Genomic DNA, 17,990 nt, shown 5'->3' with positions numbered 1-17,990 from the left:
AGAGCATTAATGGGATTGGCGCGGGGATTGATGGCAAGGCCATCGTGGGGTTGAATTCGCGCCCTTTACTGGGAGGCGATCAACATGGTCAGCAAGAAAATTCTCACTATCGGTGCAGTTTCGGTCGCAGCATTGGCTGCGCCGGTTTTTGCGAGTCACTCTTGGAGCACATATCACTGGGAACGCACTACGCCCGAGATTGCCGTTCCGGTGGTCGACTTTACAACCGGGGAATGGGCAGCATCCGATCGTACGTTTATTGCGGTCCAAGACTGGAATGTCTCAGACTTCATCCAATCGCCGTACTCTCGCGGCGATGGCACGAACACAAGTTGCCCTCTCATTTCGGGCCAGATCCATGTTTGTAATGATGACTATGGTCCGAATGGTTGGCTGGGCATTGCCGGCATAGCTACAACCCGCGGCAAGACTAAACATATTATTGCCGGCTATACAAAGGTGAATGATACCTATTTCGACGGAGATCCGCCCGGTCAGGGTTATAACACGGATGTTTGGCGTCAACTGGTGATGTGCCAAGAAATCGGCCACGATTTCGGCCTCGGCCACCAAAATGAAGATTTCAACACAAGTATAACCGATTCCTGCATGGAATATCAGGGCAATCCAGATTCTAAAGATAAAACCCCAGATCCACACGACTTTGCTCAACTAGCCGACATTTATGCGCATAGTCATGGCACTGACGGCGGCGGCGGCGGCGGCGGCGGCGGAAATGGCAACGGGAGAGGCAAGAAGCTTAGTTTGAGCGGCACTGGTCCGGCAGATTGGGGTACACCAATTGGACGCGATGCCCAGGGACGTCCGAACATCTATAGACGATCAGAAGCTAGTTTTGATGTAATCACTCACGTCACTTGGGCTATTGGCGAAGGCCCTGATCATCATGACGATCATACAGAAGGTCACAATGGCCCCCGCCAGCATAGCGGTGACCTTCACTTCTAGGACTTAGCCACTTTGCAAGATTAAGGGGCCGGCGTTGCGGCCCCCTTTTCTTTACTGCTTGCCATTCGTGCGACTCGCGCCTATCTGCCCCTCATCCCGACATTGTCGACACAAAGTTGAGATGCTGGCGCCGCAAGGGGCCGGCCCAAACGGCTTTTGTCAGCAATGACGCGAGGACTACGGAGACCGAATGGCAAACATTGCGCGACTGACTGAGATTATCGAGCCCGAAGCGAAAGCTCTCGGCTTTGATCTCGTGCGCGTGAAGATGATGCCTTCGGAAGCCGGTGACGGCGGTATGGCGTTGCAGATCATGGCGGAAGACCCAGCGACGGGCCAGCTGATCATCGATCAATGCGCTGCGCTTTCTCGTGCGGTGTCTGACGCGATGGATGCCGCTGAAGAAGCGGGCGAAACTCTGATTGAAGGTGCCTATCACCTTGAAGTGAGTTCGCCCGGCATCGACCGCCCGCTGACACGCGCCAAAGACTACGCGAATTGGCTGGGCCACGAAGCGAAAGTCTCCATGGCCAAGGATTGGGACGGTCAGCGTAACCTTCGCGGTATCTTGAAGGGTATCGAAGGTGGTATAGTTACCATCGAAGACAACAAGGCGGGGGAGGTTTCCTACCCGCTTGAAATGGTTCATTCGGCGAAGCTTGTCTTGACCGACGCGCTGATCGCCGCCACTCAGCCGCTCGATACGAGCGGCGCTGAAGACATACTTGAAGAAGAAGAGGCTCAAGACTGATGGCCACGGCAATTTCTGCGAACAAGGCTGAACTGCTTGCGATTGCAAATGCAGTCGCTTCGGAAAAGATGATCGACAAGGCGATCGTCATTGAAGCGATGGAAGAAGCGATCCAGAAAAGCGCGCGCAACCGCTATGGCGCGGAGAACGACATTCGCGCCAAGCTGGACCCGCAAACTGGCGATCTGCGCCTTTGGCGTGTGGTTGAAGTGGTCGAGGAAGTCGAAGACTACTTCAAGCAGGTTGATCTGAAGGCGGCGCAAAAACTGCAGGAAGATGCCAAGATCGGCGATTTCATCGTTGATCCCCTGCCACCGGTTGATTTGGGTCGCATCGACGCGCAGAGCGCCAAGCAGGTGATCTTCCAGAAAGTTCGCGATGCAGAACGCGAGCGTCAGTATGAAGAATTCAAGGATCGCGCAGGCGAAGTCATTACCGGTGTGATCAAGTCAGTTGAATTCGGTCACGTGATCGTCAACCTTGGTCGAGCCGAAGGCGTTATCCGCCGTGACCAGCAAATCCCGCGTGAAGCGGCGCGTGTTGGCGAACGGATCCGTGCGATCATTACAAAGGTTGAGCGCAACAATCGCGGTCAGCAGATCTTCCTTAGCCGCGCGCACCCTGATTTCATGCGCAAGCTGTTCGCGCAGGAAGTGCCCGAGATCTACGACGGCATCATCGAGATCAAGGCCGCTGCCCGAGATCCGGGCAGCCGTGCGAAGATCGGCGTGATCAGCCATGACAGCTCGATTGATCCGGTCGGTGCCTGTGTCGGTATGAAGGGTTCTCGCGTTCAGGCCGTTGTGCAGGAACTGCAGGGCGAGAAGATCGACATTATTCCATGGTCCGAGGACACCGCAACTTTCGTCGTGAATGCGCTGCAACCGGCAACGGTGGCTCGCGTGGTTCTGGACGAGGAAGAAGGCCGAATCGAAGTGGTTGTACCCGATGACCAGCTATCGCTGGCAATCGGTCGCCGCGGTCAGAACGTGCGCCTGGCTAGCCAACTCACCGGTCACCAGATCGATATCATGACTGAAGAGGAAGCGAGCGAAAAGCGTTCGAAGGAATTCGCCGAGCGCTCGAAGATGTTCGAAGAAGAGCTCGACGTTGATGAAACGCTGTCTCAGCTGCTTGTTGCAGAAGGGTTCGCCGAGCTTGACGAAGTTGCCTACGTCGAACTGGAAGAGCTGGCATCGATCGAGGGTTTTGACGAAGAGCTCGCTGAAGAACTTCAAAGCCGTGCCAAGGAAGCGCTTGATCGCCACGAAGAAGCTGCACGCACTGAGCGTCGTGAGCTGGGCGTCGAAGACGATCTGGCCGACATGCCGCATCTGACAGAAGTCATGTTGGTGACCCTGGGCAAAGCGGGCATCAAGACGCTTGACGATTTGGCCGACCTCGCGACGGATGAACTTATTGCCAAGAAGCGCGAAGCTCCGCGTCGCCGTAACTCGGACGGACCGCCGATGCGTCGTCCGTCGATCCGCGAGCAAGACAAGGGCGGAGTGCTGGGTGAATATGGCCTGACTGAAGAGCAGGGCAACGAGATCATCATGGCCGCTCGCGCGCATTGGTTTGAAGATGAGGAAGAGGTGGCTCCGGCCGCCGAAGATGCCGCAACTCAGGAGGCCGCCGATGCGGACTCCACCCAATGAGCGCGTAAGCTCCGACATCGTTGACAAGCCGAGACACCGTAAAACGGCGTCCGGCGAAGCCTGCGCCAGCAAGAGTGCGCCAGAACGCAAGTGCATCCTGACTGGCAAGCATGCCTCGCGCGACAGTCTGCTGCGCCTCGCTATTTCGCCGGACGGATTGGTGTTGCCCGATCCTCATGCGAAAGCTCCTGGGCGTGGCGCATGGATCGGTGTTACGCGAGCTGAGCTTGAATCCGCGCTTGCTAAGGGCCAGTTAAAGGGTGCTTTGGGGCGCGCATTCAAAGGTGCAAAGCTCGAGATTCCAGCTGATTTGCCAGCAATGGCTGAACAAGCTTTGACCAAACTGCTTCTTGACCGGCTGGGTTTGGAATTGCGTGCGGGGCACCTTGTGTTGGGTACGTCGCGGATTGAAGAACAAGCCCGCACCAGACGTACAGAGCTGCTTCTGCATGCTTCTGATGCGAGTGAAGACGGGCGTAAGAAATTGGATCAGGCATGGCGTGTGGGACGCGATGCAGAAGGCAGCGGCGAGCGAGGAATTGTCTTGCCACTGGACCGGGCGGCTTTGTCTGTGGCATTGGGCCGCGACAATGTTGTCCACCTGGCGCTGAATAATGGTGCTGCGGCGCGCCGGATCGAGGGTGCTTTGGTACGGCTGCTGCAATATCTCGGAGGCCAATCGCCTTCTGAAACTGATGGTGATCAGACCTCTTCCGGTCACCTGGACGAAGAATTGAATGTGTGAAGGACGCAATTGCTAGATGAGCGACGAAGAAAAAAAACCGGCCCGTAAACCGCTGACACTGAAAGGTGCGCAACCTGGCGAGGTCAAGCAGACCTTTAGCCATGGCCGCACCAACAAGGTTGCGGTCGAGGTTAAGCGCCGCCGCAAGCTGTTGAAACCGGGTGAAACACCTGCGCCTACGCCAGCACCTGCGCCCGAACCAGAGCCAGCGCCTGCGCCAGCGGCCAAGAAGGCCGCGCCAAAGAAGCCGGCTGCTCCTAAAGAAACACCTCAGGAACTCGCTGCCCGTCTGGCACGCGAAGCTGAGGAGGCGCGCCTGAAAGCCCTCGAAGAGGCGCGCAAGCGTGATGACAAGAAGGCCAAGGAGGCCAAGGCTGACGAGAAGAAGCGCGCGGAGGAAAATCGCAAGGCAGAAGAAGAGGCTGAGAAGCGTGCTGCGGAGGAAGCCAAGGCGGCTGCTGAGGCTGAGGCGCAAGTTGCTGAAGATGCCGCAGATGCCTCTGCTGCGGCGGCAGGCGATACGCCCACGCCATCTGCGCGCAAGTTTACGCCGGTTGCCCGGCCTGAACCCAAGCGACCCGAGAAGAAGAAGGAAGAGAAGCCGAAGCGTGGTGGGGGCAAGGACAAGCGCCGTTCGGGCAAGCTGACAGTAACAAAAGCGCTGAATGAAGACGAAGGACGCCGGGCGCGTTCGCTCGCGGCGCTGAAACGTGCGCGTGAGAAAGAACGCAGGTTACAAGGCGGGGGCGATAATCGCCCCCGTGAGAAGCAGATCCGCGACGTTGTCGTGCCGGAAGCCATTACGGTTGGTGAACTTGCCAAGCGGATGGGTGAAAAAGGCGCTGATCTGGTCAAGGAACTGTTCAATCTGGACATGATGGTCACAGTCAATCAGACCATCGATCAGGATACGGCTGAGCTTTTGGTCGAGCAGTTTGGCCATAACATCCAGAAGGTCTCAGAAGCCGACGTCGATATTCAAACCGAAGAGGATGTCGATCCGGAAGAAACGCTGAAGCCGCGTCCACCGGTTGTGACCATCATGGGGCACGTTGACCACGGCAAGACCAGCCTGCTCGATGCGCTGCGCGGAACCAACGTGACCAAAGGGGAAGCTGGTGGCATTACGCAGCATATCGGCAGCTATCAGATTGATACCAAGTCTGGTGGGAAGATCACTTTCCTTGACACTCCGGGCCACGCTGCGTTCTCTGAAATGCGTGCCCGCGGTGCGAATGTAACCGACATTGTCGTACTGGTTGTCGCAGCAGACGACGGCGTGATGCCGCAGACGATTGAAGCGATCAATCACACGAAGGCCGCTGGCGTTCCGATGATTGTCGCGATCAACAAATGCGACAAGCCTGAAGCCGACCCGAACAATATCCGTTCGCGTTTGCTTGAGCATGAAGTGATCGTCGAGGCGATGTCGGGTGATGTGCAAGATGTTGAAATTTCAGCACTTAAAGGCACCGGCTTGGACGAATTGATTGAGAAGATCGAACTTCAGGCAGAGCTCCTCGAGCTGAAAGCACGCCCAGATCGCGATGCCGAAGCGACCGTGATCGAAGCTCAGTTAGATAAGGGCCGCGGCCCCGTTGCAACGGTTATCATCACACGCGGTACGCTGAAGCGTGGCGACACCTTCGTTGTGGGGACCGAGAGCGGCAAAGTTCGCGCCATTGTCAATGATCAGGGTAAGCAGATCAAGGAAGCTGGCCCATCGATGCCAGTCGAGGTTCTGGGGCTTGGCGGAGTGCCGGGTGCTGGTGATCTTCTGACAGTGGTCGAGAACGATCAGCGCGCGCGTGAAGTTGCTCAGTACCGTCAGGAAAAGGCGACCGAAAAGCGTACTGCGCTTGCTCCGACCAGCTTTGATACGATGTTCAACAATTTGGCATCGAATGTCATTGAATGGCCGGTGCTGGTAAAGGCGGACGTGCAAGGTTCGGTCGAAGCAATCGTCACCGCGCTGCACAACATCTCGAATGACGAGATCAAGGTACGCGTGTTGCATGCAGGCGTTGGCGCGATCACCGAAAGCGACGTGACACTGGCTGCGGCTTCCAACGCGCCGATCATCGGCTTCAACGTTCGTCCGAATGCCAAGGCACGCGACATGGTAAAGCGCGATAACGTGCGGATGATGTATTACGATGTCATCTATCACCTGACCGAAGAAGTCGCGAAGGAAATGGCCGGCGAGCTTGGTCCGGAGCGGATCGAGACAGTGGTTGGCCGCGCTGAGGTCAAGCAGGTCTTCAAGTCGGGCAAGCGCGACAAGGCAGCTGGTCTGCTGGTCGAAGAAGGCGTTATCCGCAAAGGCCTGTTCGCGCGTCTCACCCGCGAAGATGTTATCGTCTCAGCGACGACAATCGCATCGCTGCGCCGCTTCAAGGACGATGTCGACGAAGTGCGTGCGGGCCTTGAGTGCGGTGTCGTGCTCGAAGACACGAACGACATTCAGCCGGGCGACCAGCTGGAAGTCTTCGAAGTAGAGGAGCGTGAGCGGACGCTCGAGGTCGGCTAAGGGGGCTAGAGGGTGACGAAGATCTACGAAGGTCACCGCTTGCCCTCGGCTGTCCTGCTGGGCATATCCAGATGAGCGAATATCAATATCACCCATCTGATGGCGCAGACTCGCCGCATAGCGCGCTGCTAGGTAGCGAGTTTGTCGGATTCGATGAAGAAACCGCGACGGCCACCATGCGGTTCACTGTCCAGAAGCAGATGACCACTTGGCGAGGAGGCGTGCAGGGCGGGCTTGTCGCGGGTTATCTCGATGATGTGATGGGCTATGCCTACGTCGCGATGACGGGCGGAGAGCAGGCCCCGCTCAACCTAGAGATTTCGATGCAGTTGCTGGGGTTGTTGCCTGAAGGCGCAACGATCATCGGCAAGGGCCGTGTTGTGCGCGGCGGGCGACGCGTGATCTTCCTGGAGGGAGAACTGCTGACCGAAGAGGGGCAGATGCTGGCACGCGCGACCTCAACAGCAATCCCGACCATGCGCCCGACGCCCACTGAAACAGGAATGGGATAATGGCGCGGCAGCAATTTACACCAGAACAGCACTCGGTTCGCGTCCTCAAAGTGGCAGAGCGTGTGCGGCATATCCTGAGCGAACTTCTCGCCCGGCAAGAAGTGCATGACGATATCGTCAGCGCAGCAAATATTGCGGTGACTGAAGTGCGCATGACCCCCGATCTGCGCAATGCAACCGCTTATGTGAAGCCGTTGTTGGGTGCGGATGAGGATGCAGTCGTAAAGGCGCTAAGGCAGAATACAGCGTTCCTGCAGCGAGAAGTTGCCAAGCGGTTGGGCCTGAAGTTCGCGCCCAAGCTCAAATTCCGTTCTGACGAGAGCTTTGACGAAGCCGACCGTATCGAAAGACTGCTGCGCGATCCCAAGGTGGCGCGTGATCTGGATGAGGGCGAATAGTCCCGGCTGAATTATAGTTGACTTTGGCAACTAATATCGCGATGCCGTCTGAATGACTGTCGCGATCCAGCAAGCCGTGCCCGCCATTCGTGCGTTCAACCGACAATTCTCTCAGCTGATGGGGCTGTTGGAGCCGCGCTATATGGGCGGCGAATTGTCGCTGGTTGAAGCGCGCGTGACTTATGAAATTCGGGAGCGACAGCCTGTGCTCGCCCGCGATGTCGCGCAGGTAATGGGCCTCGATCCCGGCTATCTCAGCCGAACGGTTGCCAAGCTGGAGAAGCAAGGATGGATTGAGCGCGGCAGAGGCGAGGATGCGCGTGAACGCCCGCTTTCGCTGACCTCGGATGGCGAGGATAGATATCAGGCGCTTGATGCTGTGACTTTGGCTGAGACGGAGAAGCTGCTGGCGCAGCTCGATGAAGACGGCGCGGTTCGCCTTGTGAATGCGCTGGGTGAGGCAGGTGACTTGCTGTTCCGCGACACTCAGTCCCAATGGTCTTTAAGAGAGTTACAGCCAGGCGATCTTGGACATATCTGCGCGCGTCAGGCGATCATCTATCGCGAACATTGGGGGTGGGGCGACAAACTGGAAGCGCTGATGATGGAGATCTGCGCCGCCTATTTGCGTGATCTCAAGCCGGGTAAGGATCAGGGTTGGATTGCAGAGCGAAATGGCCGAATGCTGGGCTCTGTTTTTGTCGCAAATGAGGATAATGAGACCGCTCGCCTACGGATGCTTTATGTAGAGCCTGAGGCGCGCGGGCTGGGCGTCGGTTCCGCACTAGTCCGTAAATGCACGCAGTTCGCCAGAGAGGCGGGGTACAAGCAAATGGTGTTGTGGACCCATGCAGTGTTGGAGAGTGCGCGCAGGATTTATGCGGCCGAAGGTTACAGGATTACCTCGACAGAGGTGCAGACTGAATTTGGAAGGGAAGAAGTCAGCGAGCATTGGTTGCTCGAGCTTTAAGAGCTAGGGCTTAGGCACCATGCGAGCGCGCAGCTCAATATTGACATATTTCCCCACGATCAGCCGATAGGATTTCATCCCGAAGTCGTAGCGGTTGATGCGTGTAGTACCGGTCAACGCAATGATGTCGTCCGGTGCCGCTTCGGCAGGCGGTCTGTCAAAAGTTACGTCAAGAGTGACCGGCTTTGTCACACCGCGCGCTGTCAGGTCACCGTCCACGCTGCCTCGTGTTGGACTGGTCATTTTCATCTCGCGCCCGACGAAACGAACGGTGGGATGTCTTTCTACCCAAAAAAAGCGTTCGCCCTTCAATCTGTTAAGCGTCAGATCGTCACCTGCGGTGAGTTTGGTCGCATCAATTGTCACATCCAACGCAATGTTCTGCGGACGCGCCCGATCCAACTTTATCGTGCCCGCAACCTCGGGAAAGCCCGCAGATTTGCGCCCTAGTCCAAAGAACGGGACCTTGGCCGACAAACTGCTTGCTGCGCTATCGACAAAGTATGTTTGCCCAGCCGGCTGGGCTGCAACCAGAAATGCTGCGGCTGCCAAAGCCATCAGTGAGCGAAGCAAGGCCATGCTATTAATATACCTTGCCGGCCAGTCTGTTCCCTTAATCGATTAAAGTCCGGCTATTCGTTACTGCCCGGCAGAGTGTATCCAACCGGCGCATCAGGTCCCAGTGGGATGCCGAGATAGAACCAGATCACGATCAGCACGGTGCCCGAGATTAGCAACCACACCGAGTATGGCATCATCATTGCTGTCAGACTGCCTAGTCCGAAATCTTTCTGCCAGCGCTTCGCAAATACCAGGATCAGTGGGAAATACACCATCAACGGTGTGATGATGTTAGTTGCACTGTCCCCGACGCGATAAGCGGCGGTCGCGCCTTCAGGGCTGATCCCCAAGAGCATGAGCATCGGAACAAGGATAGGCGCAAGCAGCGCCCATTTCGCGCTCGCAGAGCCAACGAAGAGGTTCAAGATACCTGCGAAAATCACCATTAGGCCAAGGACAATCGGCAAAGGCAGGCCGGTTGCTTGGATCGCGTCTGCGCCATGCACAGCCGAAATCAGGCCAAGGTTGGACCAATTGAACATGGCCACAAAATGCGCCGCCGCGAAGGCCAGAACCAGATAGTAGCCCATGTCCTTCATACTCTCGGCCATCATGTCGACCATGTCGCGGTGGTTCTTGATAACGCCGGTAGCACGCCCGTAGGCCCAGCCAGTAAGCAGGAACAGGATGAAGAATGCCGCTACCAGCGACTGATACAAAGGGCGCAGTTCACTGTGGATCGAGCAGTCTGGAACAGCCGCTCCGTCTGGGGTCAGACATGCAGCTTCATTGACCAGCGGTGTTCCCGGCGCGAAGACCATTGCCATCCAAAGGCCAACCACAAACAAAGCGGCCAAGCCAGCGTGACGCAGCCCCTTGCTGGCGAGTTCGCCGCTGTGTTCTGTCGGATCGGGGCTACCGTCTTCATCGGCACCTGCCGAGCCGCCGCCGGTCCATGGGCCAAGGCGGGGCTCGATAATCTTGTCCGTGACATACCAGATGATTGGCAGGAACAGCACGGTCATCGCACTGATAAAATACCAATTACCAGCCAGATTCGCCGTCCATGTTGGATCAAGTGCACTTGCACCAACTGCTTCCTCGGTAATACCGAAAAGCAGCGCATCGAGCTGGCCCGGCGAAATATTGGCGGAGAAACCGCCGGAAACACCAGCAAAGGCAGCCGCAATACCAGCCAACGGATGCCGTCCGGCTGCAGCAAACAGGATGCCTGCCAGCGGGATCAGTACGACGTATCCTGCGTCTGCGGCATGGTTGCCGATCATTGCCACCAGCGCGACGACGGGGGTCAAGAGCGCCTTCGGCGCGCTTTTTACTGCCTTTGCCATCCCGGCAGCGAAGAAGCCGGATCGCTCAGCGACACCTGCGCCCAGCATGACCACCAGGACATAGCCCAGCGGGTGAAAGTGCGTGAAAGTCTTGGGCATTTCTACCCACAGCCGCTGGATATTCTCAGCGCTTAGCAGGCTAACGGCTTCAATGCTCAGGGCTGCTCCGGTCGTTGTGTCGATCTCCGTTGGATGAAGTGCGGAAACACCCAGCAGCGAACTAATGACGGAAATTATGATCAGCGCAGCGATCAGATAGAAAAACAGGAAAACCGGATCAGGCAATTTGTTGCCTGTACGCTCGATCCATCCCAGAATGCCGCTTTGCGTTGCTGCGCTTGTTTCAGCCATTGTGCCTAAGGCCCCTCGATACTTGCCAATTGCTTTAGCGCTAGCATTGCTGGTAGCGCCTGTCTCACAGCTTAATCCGCGAAACCCCACATTTGTTTCCGAATAACTTGCGTTCCGCGCTTGCACGGCACGGGCACGGCTGCAAACGTGCGGCTCCTGTCGGAACAGCAAAGGCGCGCGAGCATGGCCAAGCTCTATTTCTATTATGCCAGCATGAATGCGGGAAAGAGCACAACCTTGCTGCAGGCCGCTTTCAATTATGGCGAGCGGGGAATGCGGGTTTCACTCTGGACCGCGGCCATTGATGATCGCCCTGGCTTCGGTGCAATAAGCAGCCGGATCGGCCTTGCCAGCGATGCAAATCGGTTTGCACCGGATACCGATATTCTGGAGCATGTGCTGGAAGAGCATTCGCAAGGCAGGGTCGATTGCGTGCTGATCGATGAAGCGCAGTTTCTGACCGAAGAACAGGTCTGGCAATGCGCAAGGCTGGCTGATGAAACGGGAACACCGGTGCTTTGCTATGGCTTGCGCACTGACTTTCAGGGCAAACTGTTTCCGGGTTCCGCCGCCTTGCTGGGCATCGCGGATTCACTCGTGGAACTGAAAGCCATCTGCGACTGCGGGCGAAAGGCGACGATGAACCTGCGCGTTGATGAGCAGGGTAAAGCTGTAAAAGCAGGTGAGCAAACTGAAATCGGCGGGAATGATCGTTACGTGGCCTTGTGCCGCAAACATTTCAGCGAGGCTCTGGCGAGCTGACCTGCTCGCCACTATCTTCAAGACATGACAGATACCCTGACGTTGGCCTTGGTGCTAATCCCATGCCTGATAGTGGCGATCGTGTTTCACGAGGTTGCGCACGGCTATTCAGCGTTACTGCTCGGCGATACGACTGCGCGAGACGCGAAGCGATTAAGCCTTAACCCGATCCGCCACGTCGATCCCATGGGGACGCTGCTTGTTCCCGGCGCGCTTGCGTTAGCGGGGGCGCCGGTGTTCGGTTGGGCGAAGCCAGTGCCCGTGCGGCAGGACCGGCTCGATAATCCCCGCTACGGCATGATGGCGGTGGCGGCAGCGGGGCCGGGTAGCAACTTTGTATTGGCTCTTTTGGGTGCATTGGCGCTGGGCTTGGCTTTGCCAGCCGGTGCTCAAATTGTGCCGTCGGAGACGGGCTTTTCACTGATAGCGGACGGGGCAGGTGAAACGTTGCTGCTGCAAAGCGGCATGTTTTACTTCATCCTCATCAATGTGTTCCTTGGTGTTTTCAACCTGCTGCCAATCCCGCCATTCGACGGTTCCCATATCGTTGAGGGAATTTTGCCGGATGGGCTTTCTCAGGCCTATCGTAGGCTGCGCCCATACGGGATGATACTGTTTTTCGCTCTCGTTGCCCTCACATGGTTCGCGCCTGAATTAGGCGTGCTGGAAAATACCATCGGACCACCCGTGAACTGGGCGCTGACGCAATATTTAAGCATTGCTTCGGCGGTGGCTGGTGGCTGATCTGCGCGAAATTCCTGTTTCCGGCTGGCTGATCATCGACAAGCCGCGCGGGCTTGGCTCGACGCAGGCTGTCGGCGCGGTCAAACGCATTCTGCGCCAATCGGGCTATGCCAAGACCAAGGTTGGTCATGGCGGCACGCTGGACCCACTGGCCGAGGGGGTTTTGCCAATCGCGCTGGGCGAAGCGACCAAGCTGGCTGGCCGCATGTTGGATGCGAGCAAGATTTATGAATTCACGATCAAGTTTGGCGAGGAGACCGACACGCTCGACACGGAAGGCAAAGTGATTGAACGATCGAGCCGAAGGCCGCCGATGGCCGCCGTCGCGGCGATCCTTGAGCACTTTACCGGAGAGGTCGAGCAAGTCCCGCCCGCCTATTCAGCGGTGAAGGTCGACGGCAAGCGCGCCTATGACCGGGCGCGGGCGGGGGAAGAGGTCGAAATCAGGACGCGTCAGGTCACGATCCATTCGCTGGAATTTGCAGGCGAACGCGAGGACCCTGAGCTTCGGTCTGCTTTCCAAACCACCGCCGGTCGGCCAGACCCCTATGACCCCTCCATGCCGCTGGAATTGGCTGAGACGGTCACTCTGACTGCGCATGTCTCAAAGGGCACATATATCCGCTCTTTGGCTCGGGATATCGCGCGCGCGCTTGGAACTGTCGGGCACGTTACCTATCTAAGGCGGGTAAAGGCCGGTCCATTCCTCGAGAATCAGGCGATTTCGCTGGACAAACTCGAGAAACAAGCTAATGGCGCGGCCTTATCAGACCTACTCCTGCCGCTCGAGGCGGGGCTGGACGACATCCCGGCCCTGAAACTTGACCCGGATAGTGCGCAGGCGGTCCGTCAGGGCCGGGTCCTTTCCGGGATGCCCCAAAGCGATGGGCTCTATCTGGCGAAACTGGGTGAAACTCCGGTTGCGTTAATGGAATGCATCGCAGGCACGGCCAAGGTTGTGCGGGGTTTTAATCTACCCGATGTCGCTGAGTAAGAGAGAAATATTATGTCGGTTGATGCCGCAACGAAAACGAAGATTATCGAAGAGAACGCCCGCGACAAGAATGACACGGGCAGCCCCGAAGTACAGGTCGCGATCCTGACGCAGCGTATCCGCAACCTGACCGAGCACTTTAAGGATCATCACAAGGACAACCACTCACGCCGTGGTCTTCTGCAGATGGTCAACAAGCGTCGCAGCCTGCTCGCCTATCTCAAGAAGAAAGACGTCGAGCGCTATAACGCCCTGATCCAGAAGCTGGGTCTTCGTAAGTAAGAGTTTCTCGAGGCGGCCCTAGAACGGGCCGCTTCGTTTATCTGGCTTCCTTCACAATCCGGTGGAGCAAGCCTTTAAGGGGCAAGGATAACGCCCAAACCGGACCGGGACGGATTACCCGGTATTTGGGAAGATCGCAGCAGAAAGTAGATTCCGGTTTCTGCGGCCGCGATACAACCAGACAATATAGGCCCCGCCAGGCAATAAGGCCCCGCGGGTTCAGAAGGAAAATACATGTTCGACAAGAAAACCGTATCGATTGAATGGGGCGGAAAAACCCTCACTCTCGAAACCGGTCAGATTGCCCGTCAGGCAGACGGCGCCGTTCTGGCCACTTATGGCGAAACCGTGGTGCTGTGCGCCGTGACCGCCGCAAAGTCAGTGAAGGAAGGCCAGGATTTCTTCCCGCTGACCGTTCACTATCAAGAAAAATTCTCTGCAGCTGGCCGTATCCCGGGTGGCTTCTTCAAGCGCGAAGGCCGCGCGACGGAAAAGGAAACGCTGACTTCGCGGTTGATTGACCGCCCGGTTCGCCCGCTTTTCCCTGAAGGCTTCTACAACGAAATCAACGTTATCGCTCAGGTTCTGAGCTATGATGGCGAAACTGAGCCAGATATCGTTGCAATGATCGCGGCTTCTGCTGCGCTGACCATCAGCGGTGTCCCCTTCATGGGCCCGATCGGTGCAGCACGCATTGGCTTCCGCAATGGCGAATACGAACTCAACCCATCGCTTCAGACCTGCCTTGATGAAGAAGGTCGTTTGGACCTCGTCGTCGCGGCAACACAAGACGCTGTGATGATGGTTGAATCCGAAGCGAAAGAACTGACCGAGGAAGAAATGCTCGGCGCAGTCATGTTCGCGCACGAGGAAAGCCGCAAGGTTATCGGCGCGATCATCGATCTGGCTGAACAGGCTGCCAAGGAACCTTGGGAGATCGATACATCTGACGATACCGCGGCGATCAAGGAAAAGCTGCGCGGCATCGTGGGCGATGACATTGCAGCGGCGTACAAGCTGACCGACAAGTCAGCCCGTTCGGACGCACTCAATGAAGCGCGCGCCAAGGCGAAGGAAGCTTTCGCTGAGGAAGAAGCGCAGACTCAGCTGGTCGCCAGCAAAGCGGTCAAGAAACTGGAAGCGGAAATCGTTCGCGGCGCGATCCTGAAGGATGGCACGCGCATTGACGGCCGTAAGCTGGATCAGGTTCGCCCGATCGAAGCCATGGTTGGCTTGCTGCCACGTACGCACGGCTCTGCGCTGTTCACACGCGGTGAAACGCAGGCGATCTGCACCACCACGCTGGGCACCAAAGACGCTGAGCAGATGATCGATGGCCTGGAGGGTCTCTCCTACAACCACTTCATGCTGCACTATAACTTCCCGCCGTACTCGGTTGGTGAAGTGGGCCGCTTTGGTTTCACTGGTCGCCGCGAAACTGGCCACGGCAAGCTTGCATGGCGCGCGCTGCACCCTGTGCTGCCTGACCATGAAGACTTCCCGTACACCATCCGTGTTCTGTCAGACATCACCGAGTCCAACGGCTCAAGCTCGATGGCGACTGTGTGCGGTGGCTGTCTGTCGATGATGGACGCTGGCGTTCCAATCGAACGTCCAGTCTCGGGCATCGCGATGGGCCTGATCCTTGAGGGCGATGACTTTGCTGTTCTGTCAGACATTCTGGGTGACGAAGATCACCTGGGTGACATGGACTTCAAGGTTGCCGGTTCGGAAGCAGGCATCACCACCATGCAGATGGACATCAAGGTTGCCGGCATCACGCAGGAAATCATGGCCAAGGCGCTTGAGCAGGCGAAAGCCGGCCGTACGCACATCCTTGGCGAAATGGCGAAAGCCCTTGGTTCAGCGCGTACCGGCGTTTCCAAGCATGCTCCGCGTATCGAAACCATGCAGATCGACAAGTCGAAGATCCGTGACGTTATCGGCACGGGCGGCAAGGTGATCCGCGAGATCGTTGCTGAAACCGGCGCCAAGGTCGACATTGATGACGAAGGTGTCATCAAGATCAGTTCTTCGAACGCTGATGAAATCGAAGCCGCGAAGAAGTGGATCGAAGGCATCGTCGAAGAAGCCGAAGTCGGCAAGATTTACACCGGCAAGGTCGTCAACATCGTCGATTTCGGCGCATTCGTGAACTTCATGGGCGGCAAGGACGGTCTCGTCCACGTCAGCGAAATGAAGAACGAGCGCGTCGAGAAAGTGACGGACGTCGTTTCCGAAGGTGACGAAGTTAAGGTCAAGGTTCTTGAGATCGACAATCGTGGCAAGGTCCGCCTGTCGATGCGTGTTGTTGACCAGGAGACCGGTGAAGAGCTGGAAGACACCCGCCCGCCGCGCGAACCGCGTGGTGACAAAGGTGATCGTCGTGGCCCGCGCGGAAACCGTGATCGCGGCCGTGGCGGTGATCGTGGTGGTCGCCGCGGCGGTGGCCGCGACAAAGGTGGCGACAACGGCGGCGACGGCGCCGCTCACGTGCCGGACTTCTTGAAGGACTAAGCTTCTTCAGCCTCGAACAGTGAAGGGCCCGCCAGGAGCAATCCCGGCGGGCTTTTTCGTGGCTTTGCGGCGCCGTGCTAGTCTCGGCGTTAGCGCCGAGTCGCGCCAAGAAAACCATTGGGTCGCTTATTCCTGCATTTGCAGAGGGAGAGCTGACAATGGCTGAAGTAAACATGGAAAAACTGGAAGAGCTGGCAGGTAAGGTCGTTGGCGACGTTGCCGGGGCAATGGGCGTATTCATGTCCTATCTGGGTGATCAGGCCGGAGTGTTTGAAGCCATCGACGAAGCTGGCCCGGTCACCGTGGACCAGCTGGCTCAAAAGACCGGAATGAACAAGCTATACCTGCGCGAATGGCTGGGTTCAGTCACCGCAGCCGGATACGTCACTTATAATCCCGAGGATGAAACCTATCACCTCTCTGAGGAGCAGGCGCTGGTATTCACCCGTGAGGGGCAACCTGCGTGTATGCAGGGCTTCTTCCAAGCGATCGTTTCGCAATATGAAGAGCACGAGAAAGCGATCGACACGTTCAAGTCGGGCAAAGGCCGACCATGGAGCGATCAGTCTCCCTGCTGCTTCTGCGCGACTGACCGATTCTTCCGTCCGGGCTATCAAGCGCATCTGCTGGGCGAATGGCTCCCCGCGCTTGACGGAGTGGAAGACAAGCTGAAAGCAGGTGCCAAGGTGGCCGATATCGGCTGCGGGCATGGGTCATCGGTTGTTATGATGGCCAAAGCCTATCCCAATTCGCATTTCGTCGGGATCGACTTTCACGAGCCATCAATCGAGGCAGCGCGGAAGCAGGCCTCTGACGCTGGCGTCACCAATGTCGAATTCCAAGTTGCGACCGCACAAAATTTTGAAGGTGAAGGTTTCGATTTCGCCTGTATCTTCGATGCGCTACATGACATGGGAGATCCAGTAGGTGCCGCAAAGCGCGCACGTGGCGCGTTGAAAGAGGACGGCATACTGATGCTGGTAGAACCTATGGCTGGCGATACTTTGACGGAAAATCTGCATCCATTAGGCCAAATTTACTATGGATTTTCAACCACTGCCTGCACGCCAAATTCTCTCAGTCAGAGTGTGGGTTATGGGTTGGGTGCCCAGGCTGGACCGAAGCGGCTTGCCGAAGTCTTGAATAAAGGAGGATTCTCGAACGTGCGCCGAGCCGCAGAAACACCAACCAACATGGTACTCGAAGCTAGAGCCTAATGCTTCCGCGTGAGACACTGGCCACAGCGCAGATACCTGACGGCGGCGAGCTGACGCTAGTCAGTCACGGACGCGATTTCATCATAATGCTCGGCCGGGACGAGCTGATGGGCACGCGCATGCAGTATAGCGAGGAGCAGCTAGCGCTGCTGACCCTGAAGGAGCTGGACAAACCCGCGCCACGGGTGCTGATCGGCGGCTATGGGATGGGCTTTACCTTTCGCGCGGCCTTGACCGGCGTGGGCGAAAAGGGCGAAGTTGTCGTCGCCGAAATTGTGTCAGAAGTTCTGGAATGGGCAGAAGGGCCGCTGTCTGAACTCACCGGTGATTGTCTTAAGGATCCGCGCGGCGAGGTTGTGCTTTGCGATGTGGCCGCGTTGATCGATGACGCCAATGACGGCACTTGCGGTAAGTTCGATGCGATCCTGCTTGATGTGGACAATGGCCCGGACGGCATCGTGCGTGACCCCAACGACCGGCTTTACACGCGAACCGGTATTGCGAAGGCTAAGGACGCGCTCAATCCGGGCGGCATTCTGGCGATCTGGTCAGCCGCGCCAGATCACAAATTCACGCGCCGCCTGATGGATGGCGGGTTTGAAGTGGAAGTGCGCGAGGTGCGGGCACGGCCCAACAATAAGGGCCCGCGCCACACGATCTGGTTTGCAAGAAAACGTTGA

At 57.3% G+C, this 17,990-nt stretch carries 17 protein-coding genes; 15 read left to right on the top strand and 2 right to left on the bottom strand.

The annotated features are described in order from the left end of the window. The first annotated feature begins 84 nt into the window (after window positions 1–84). The 8 genes from A6F69_RS00170 to A6F69_RS00135 all read left to right on the top strand — a co-directional run bounded on the left by A6F69_RS00170 (window position 85) and on the right by A6F69_RS00135 (window position 8,533). On the top strand, window positions 85–969 hold the full coding sequence (locus A6F69_RS00170) for a hypothetical protein (RefSeq protein ID WP_067596404.1): 885 nt from the start codon (window positions 85–87) through the stop codon (window positions 967–969). Window positions 970–1,159: 190 nt separating this feature from the next. Then, window positions 1,160–1,720, top strand: a complete 561-nt coding sequence (gene rimP / locus A6F69_RS00165) for a ribosome maturation protein RimP (protein ID WP_067596403.1) — start codon at window positions 1,160–1,162, stop codon at window positions 1,718–1,720. After that, window positions 1,720–3,378 carry a transcription termination factor NusA gene (gene nusA / locus A6F69_RS00160; protein ID WP_067596402.1) on the top strand — a complete coding sequence of 553 codons (1,659 nt, stop codon included), beginning with the start codon at window positions 1,720–1,722 and terminating at the stop codon, window positions 3,376–3,378. Before rimP ends, nusA begins: the two co-directional genes overlap by 1 nt. Next, window positions 3,359–4,123: a DUF448 domain-containing protein gene (locus A6F69_RS00155; protein WP_067596401.1), complete on the top strand. Its 765-nt coding sequence runs from the start codon at window positions 3,359–3,361 to the stop codon at window positions 4,121–4,123. Before nusA ends, A6F69_RS00155 begins: the two co-directional genes overlap by 20 nt. A gap of 16 nt (window positions 4,124–4,139) precedes the next feature. Continuing rightward, window positions 4,140–6,653, top strand: coding sequence for a translation initiation factor IF-2 (gene infB / locus A6F69_RS00150; RefSeq protein ID WP_067596400.1), 2,514 nt, complete (start codon window positions 4,140–4,142; stop codon window positions 6,651–6,653). 71 nt (window positions 6,654–6,724) lie between these two features. Beyond that, window positions 6,725–7,165, top strand: coding sequence for a PaaI family thioesterase (locus tag A6F69_RS00145; protein ID WP_067596399.1), 441 nt, complete (start codon window positions 6,725–6,727; stop codon window positions 7,163–7,165). Beyond that, a complete protein-coding gene (gene rbfA / locus A6F69_RS00140; protein WP_067596398.1) occupies window positions 7,165–7,563 on the top strand; it encodes a 30S ribosome-binding factor RbfA in 399 nt (132 codons plus the stop codon). The genes A6F69_RS00145 and rbfA overlap by 1 nt, the downstream gene beginning before the upstream one ends. A 52-nt stretch (window positions 7,564–7,615) precedes the next feature. Further along, a complete protein-coding gene (locus A6F69_RS00135) occupies window positions 7,616–8,533 on the top strand; it encodes a bifunctional helix-turn-helix transcriptional regulator/GNAT family N-acetyltransferase (protein WP_067596397.1) in 918 nt (305 codons plus the stop codon). A 3-nt stretch (window positions 8,534–8,536) separates the two neighbouring features. On the opposite strand, the gene A6F69_RS00130 is transcribed toward A6F69_RS00135, so the two are convergent. After that, the gene (locus A6F69_RS00130; protein ID WP_067596396.1) at window positions 8,537–9,112 is read right to left on the bottom strand and encodes a YceI family protein; all 576 of its coding nucleotides are present in this window, start codon (window positions 9,110–9,112) and stop codon (window positions 8,537–8,539) included. A 53-nt stretch (window positions 9,113–9,165) separates the two neighbouring features. Beyond that, window positions 9,166–10,794 (bottom strand): AbgT family transporter, encoded by a 1,629-nt coding sequence (locus A6F69_RS00125; protein ID WP_067596395.1) that lies wholly within the window; start codon window positions 10,792–10,794, stop codon window positions 9,166–9,168. Between the two features lie 183 nt (window positions 10,795–10,977). Here A6F69_RS00125 and A6F69_RS00120 point away from each other — a divergent pair, with 183 nt between their 5' ends. The 7 genes from A6F69_RS00120 (at window position 10,978) to A6F69_RS00090 (ending at window position 17,990) form a co-directional block, all read left to right on the top strand. Then, the gene (locus A6F69_RS00120; protein ID WP_067602080.1) at window positions 10,978–11,556 is read left to right on the top strand and encodes a thymidine kinase; all 579 of its coding nucleotides are present in this window, start codon (window positions 10,978–10,980) and stop codon (window positions 11,554–11,556) included. Between the two features lie 24 nt (window positions 11,557–11,580). Continuing rightward, window positions 11,581–12,300 (top strand): site-2 protease family protein, encoded by a 720-nt coding sequence (locus A6F69_RS00115; protein WP_067596394.1) that lies wholly within the window; start codon window positions 11,581–11,583, stop codon window positions 12,298–12,300. Next, window positions 12,293–13,294, top strand: coding sequence for a tRNA pseudouridine(55) synthase TruB (gene truB, locus A6F69_RS00110; RefSeq protein ID WP_083984610.1), 1,002 nt, complete (start codon window positions 12,293–12,295; stop codon window positions 13,292–13,294). The genes A6F69_RS00115 and truB overlap by 8 nt, the downstream gene beginning before the upstream one ends. A 12-nt stretch (window positions 13,295–13,306) precedes the next feature. Then, on the top strand, window positions 13,307–13,576 hold the full coding sequence (gene rpsO / locus A6F69_RS00105) for a 30S ribosomal protein S15 (protein WP_067596393.1): 270 nt from the start codon (window positions 13,307–13,309) through the stop codon (window positions 13,574–13,576). A 234-nt stretch (window positions 13,577–13,810) separates the two neighbouring features. Further along, window positions 13,811–16,093, top strand: a complete 2,283-nt coding sequence (gene pnp / locus A6F69_RS00100) for a polyribonucleotide nucleotidyltransferase (protein ID WP_067596392.1) — start codon at window positions 13,811–13,813, stop codon at window positions 16,091–16,093. Window positions 16,094–16,251: 158 nt separating this feature from the next. After that, a complete protein-coding gene (locus A6F69_RS00095; RefSeq protein ID WP_067596391.1) occupies window positions 16,252–17,310 on the top strand; it encodes a methyltransferase domain-containing protein in 1,059 nt (352 codons plus the stop codon). After that, the gene (locus A6F69_RS00090) at window positions 17,310–17,990 is read left to right on the top strand and encodes a spermine/spermidine synthase domain-containing protein (RefSeq protein WP_067596390.1); all 681 of its coding nucleotides are present in this window, start codon (window positions 17,310–17,312) and stop codon (window positions 17,988–17,990) included. Before A6F69_RS00095 ends, A6F69_RS00090 begins: the two co-directional genes overlap by 1 nt.

This window comes from Altererythrobacter ishigakiensis (assembly GCF_001663155.1).
GTDB classification, from domain to species: Bacteria; Pseudomonadota; Alphaproteobacteria; order Sphingomonadales; family Sphingomonadaceae; genus Erythrobacter; species Erythrobacter ishigakiensis.
Note: the sequence above shows the minus strand (reverse complement) of the source record. Positions and strands in the feature narration are given on the sequence as shown.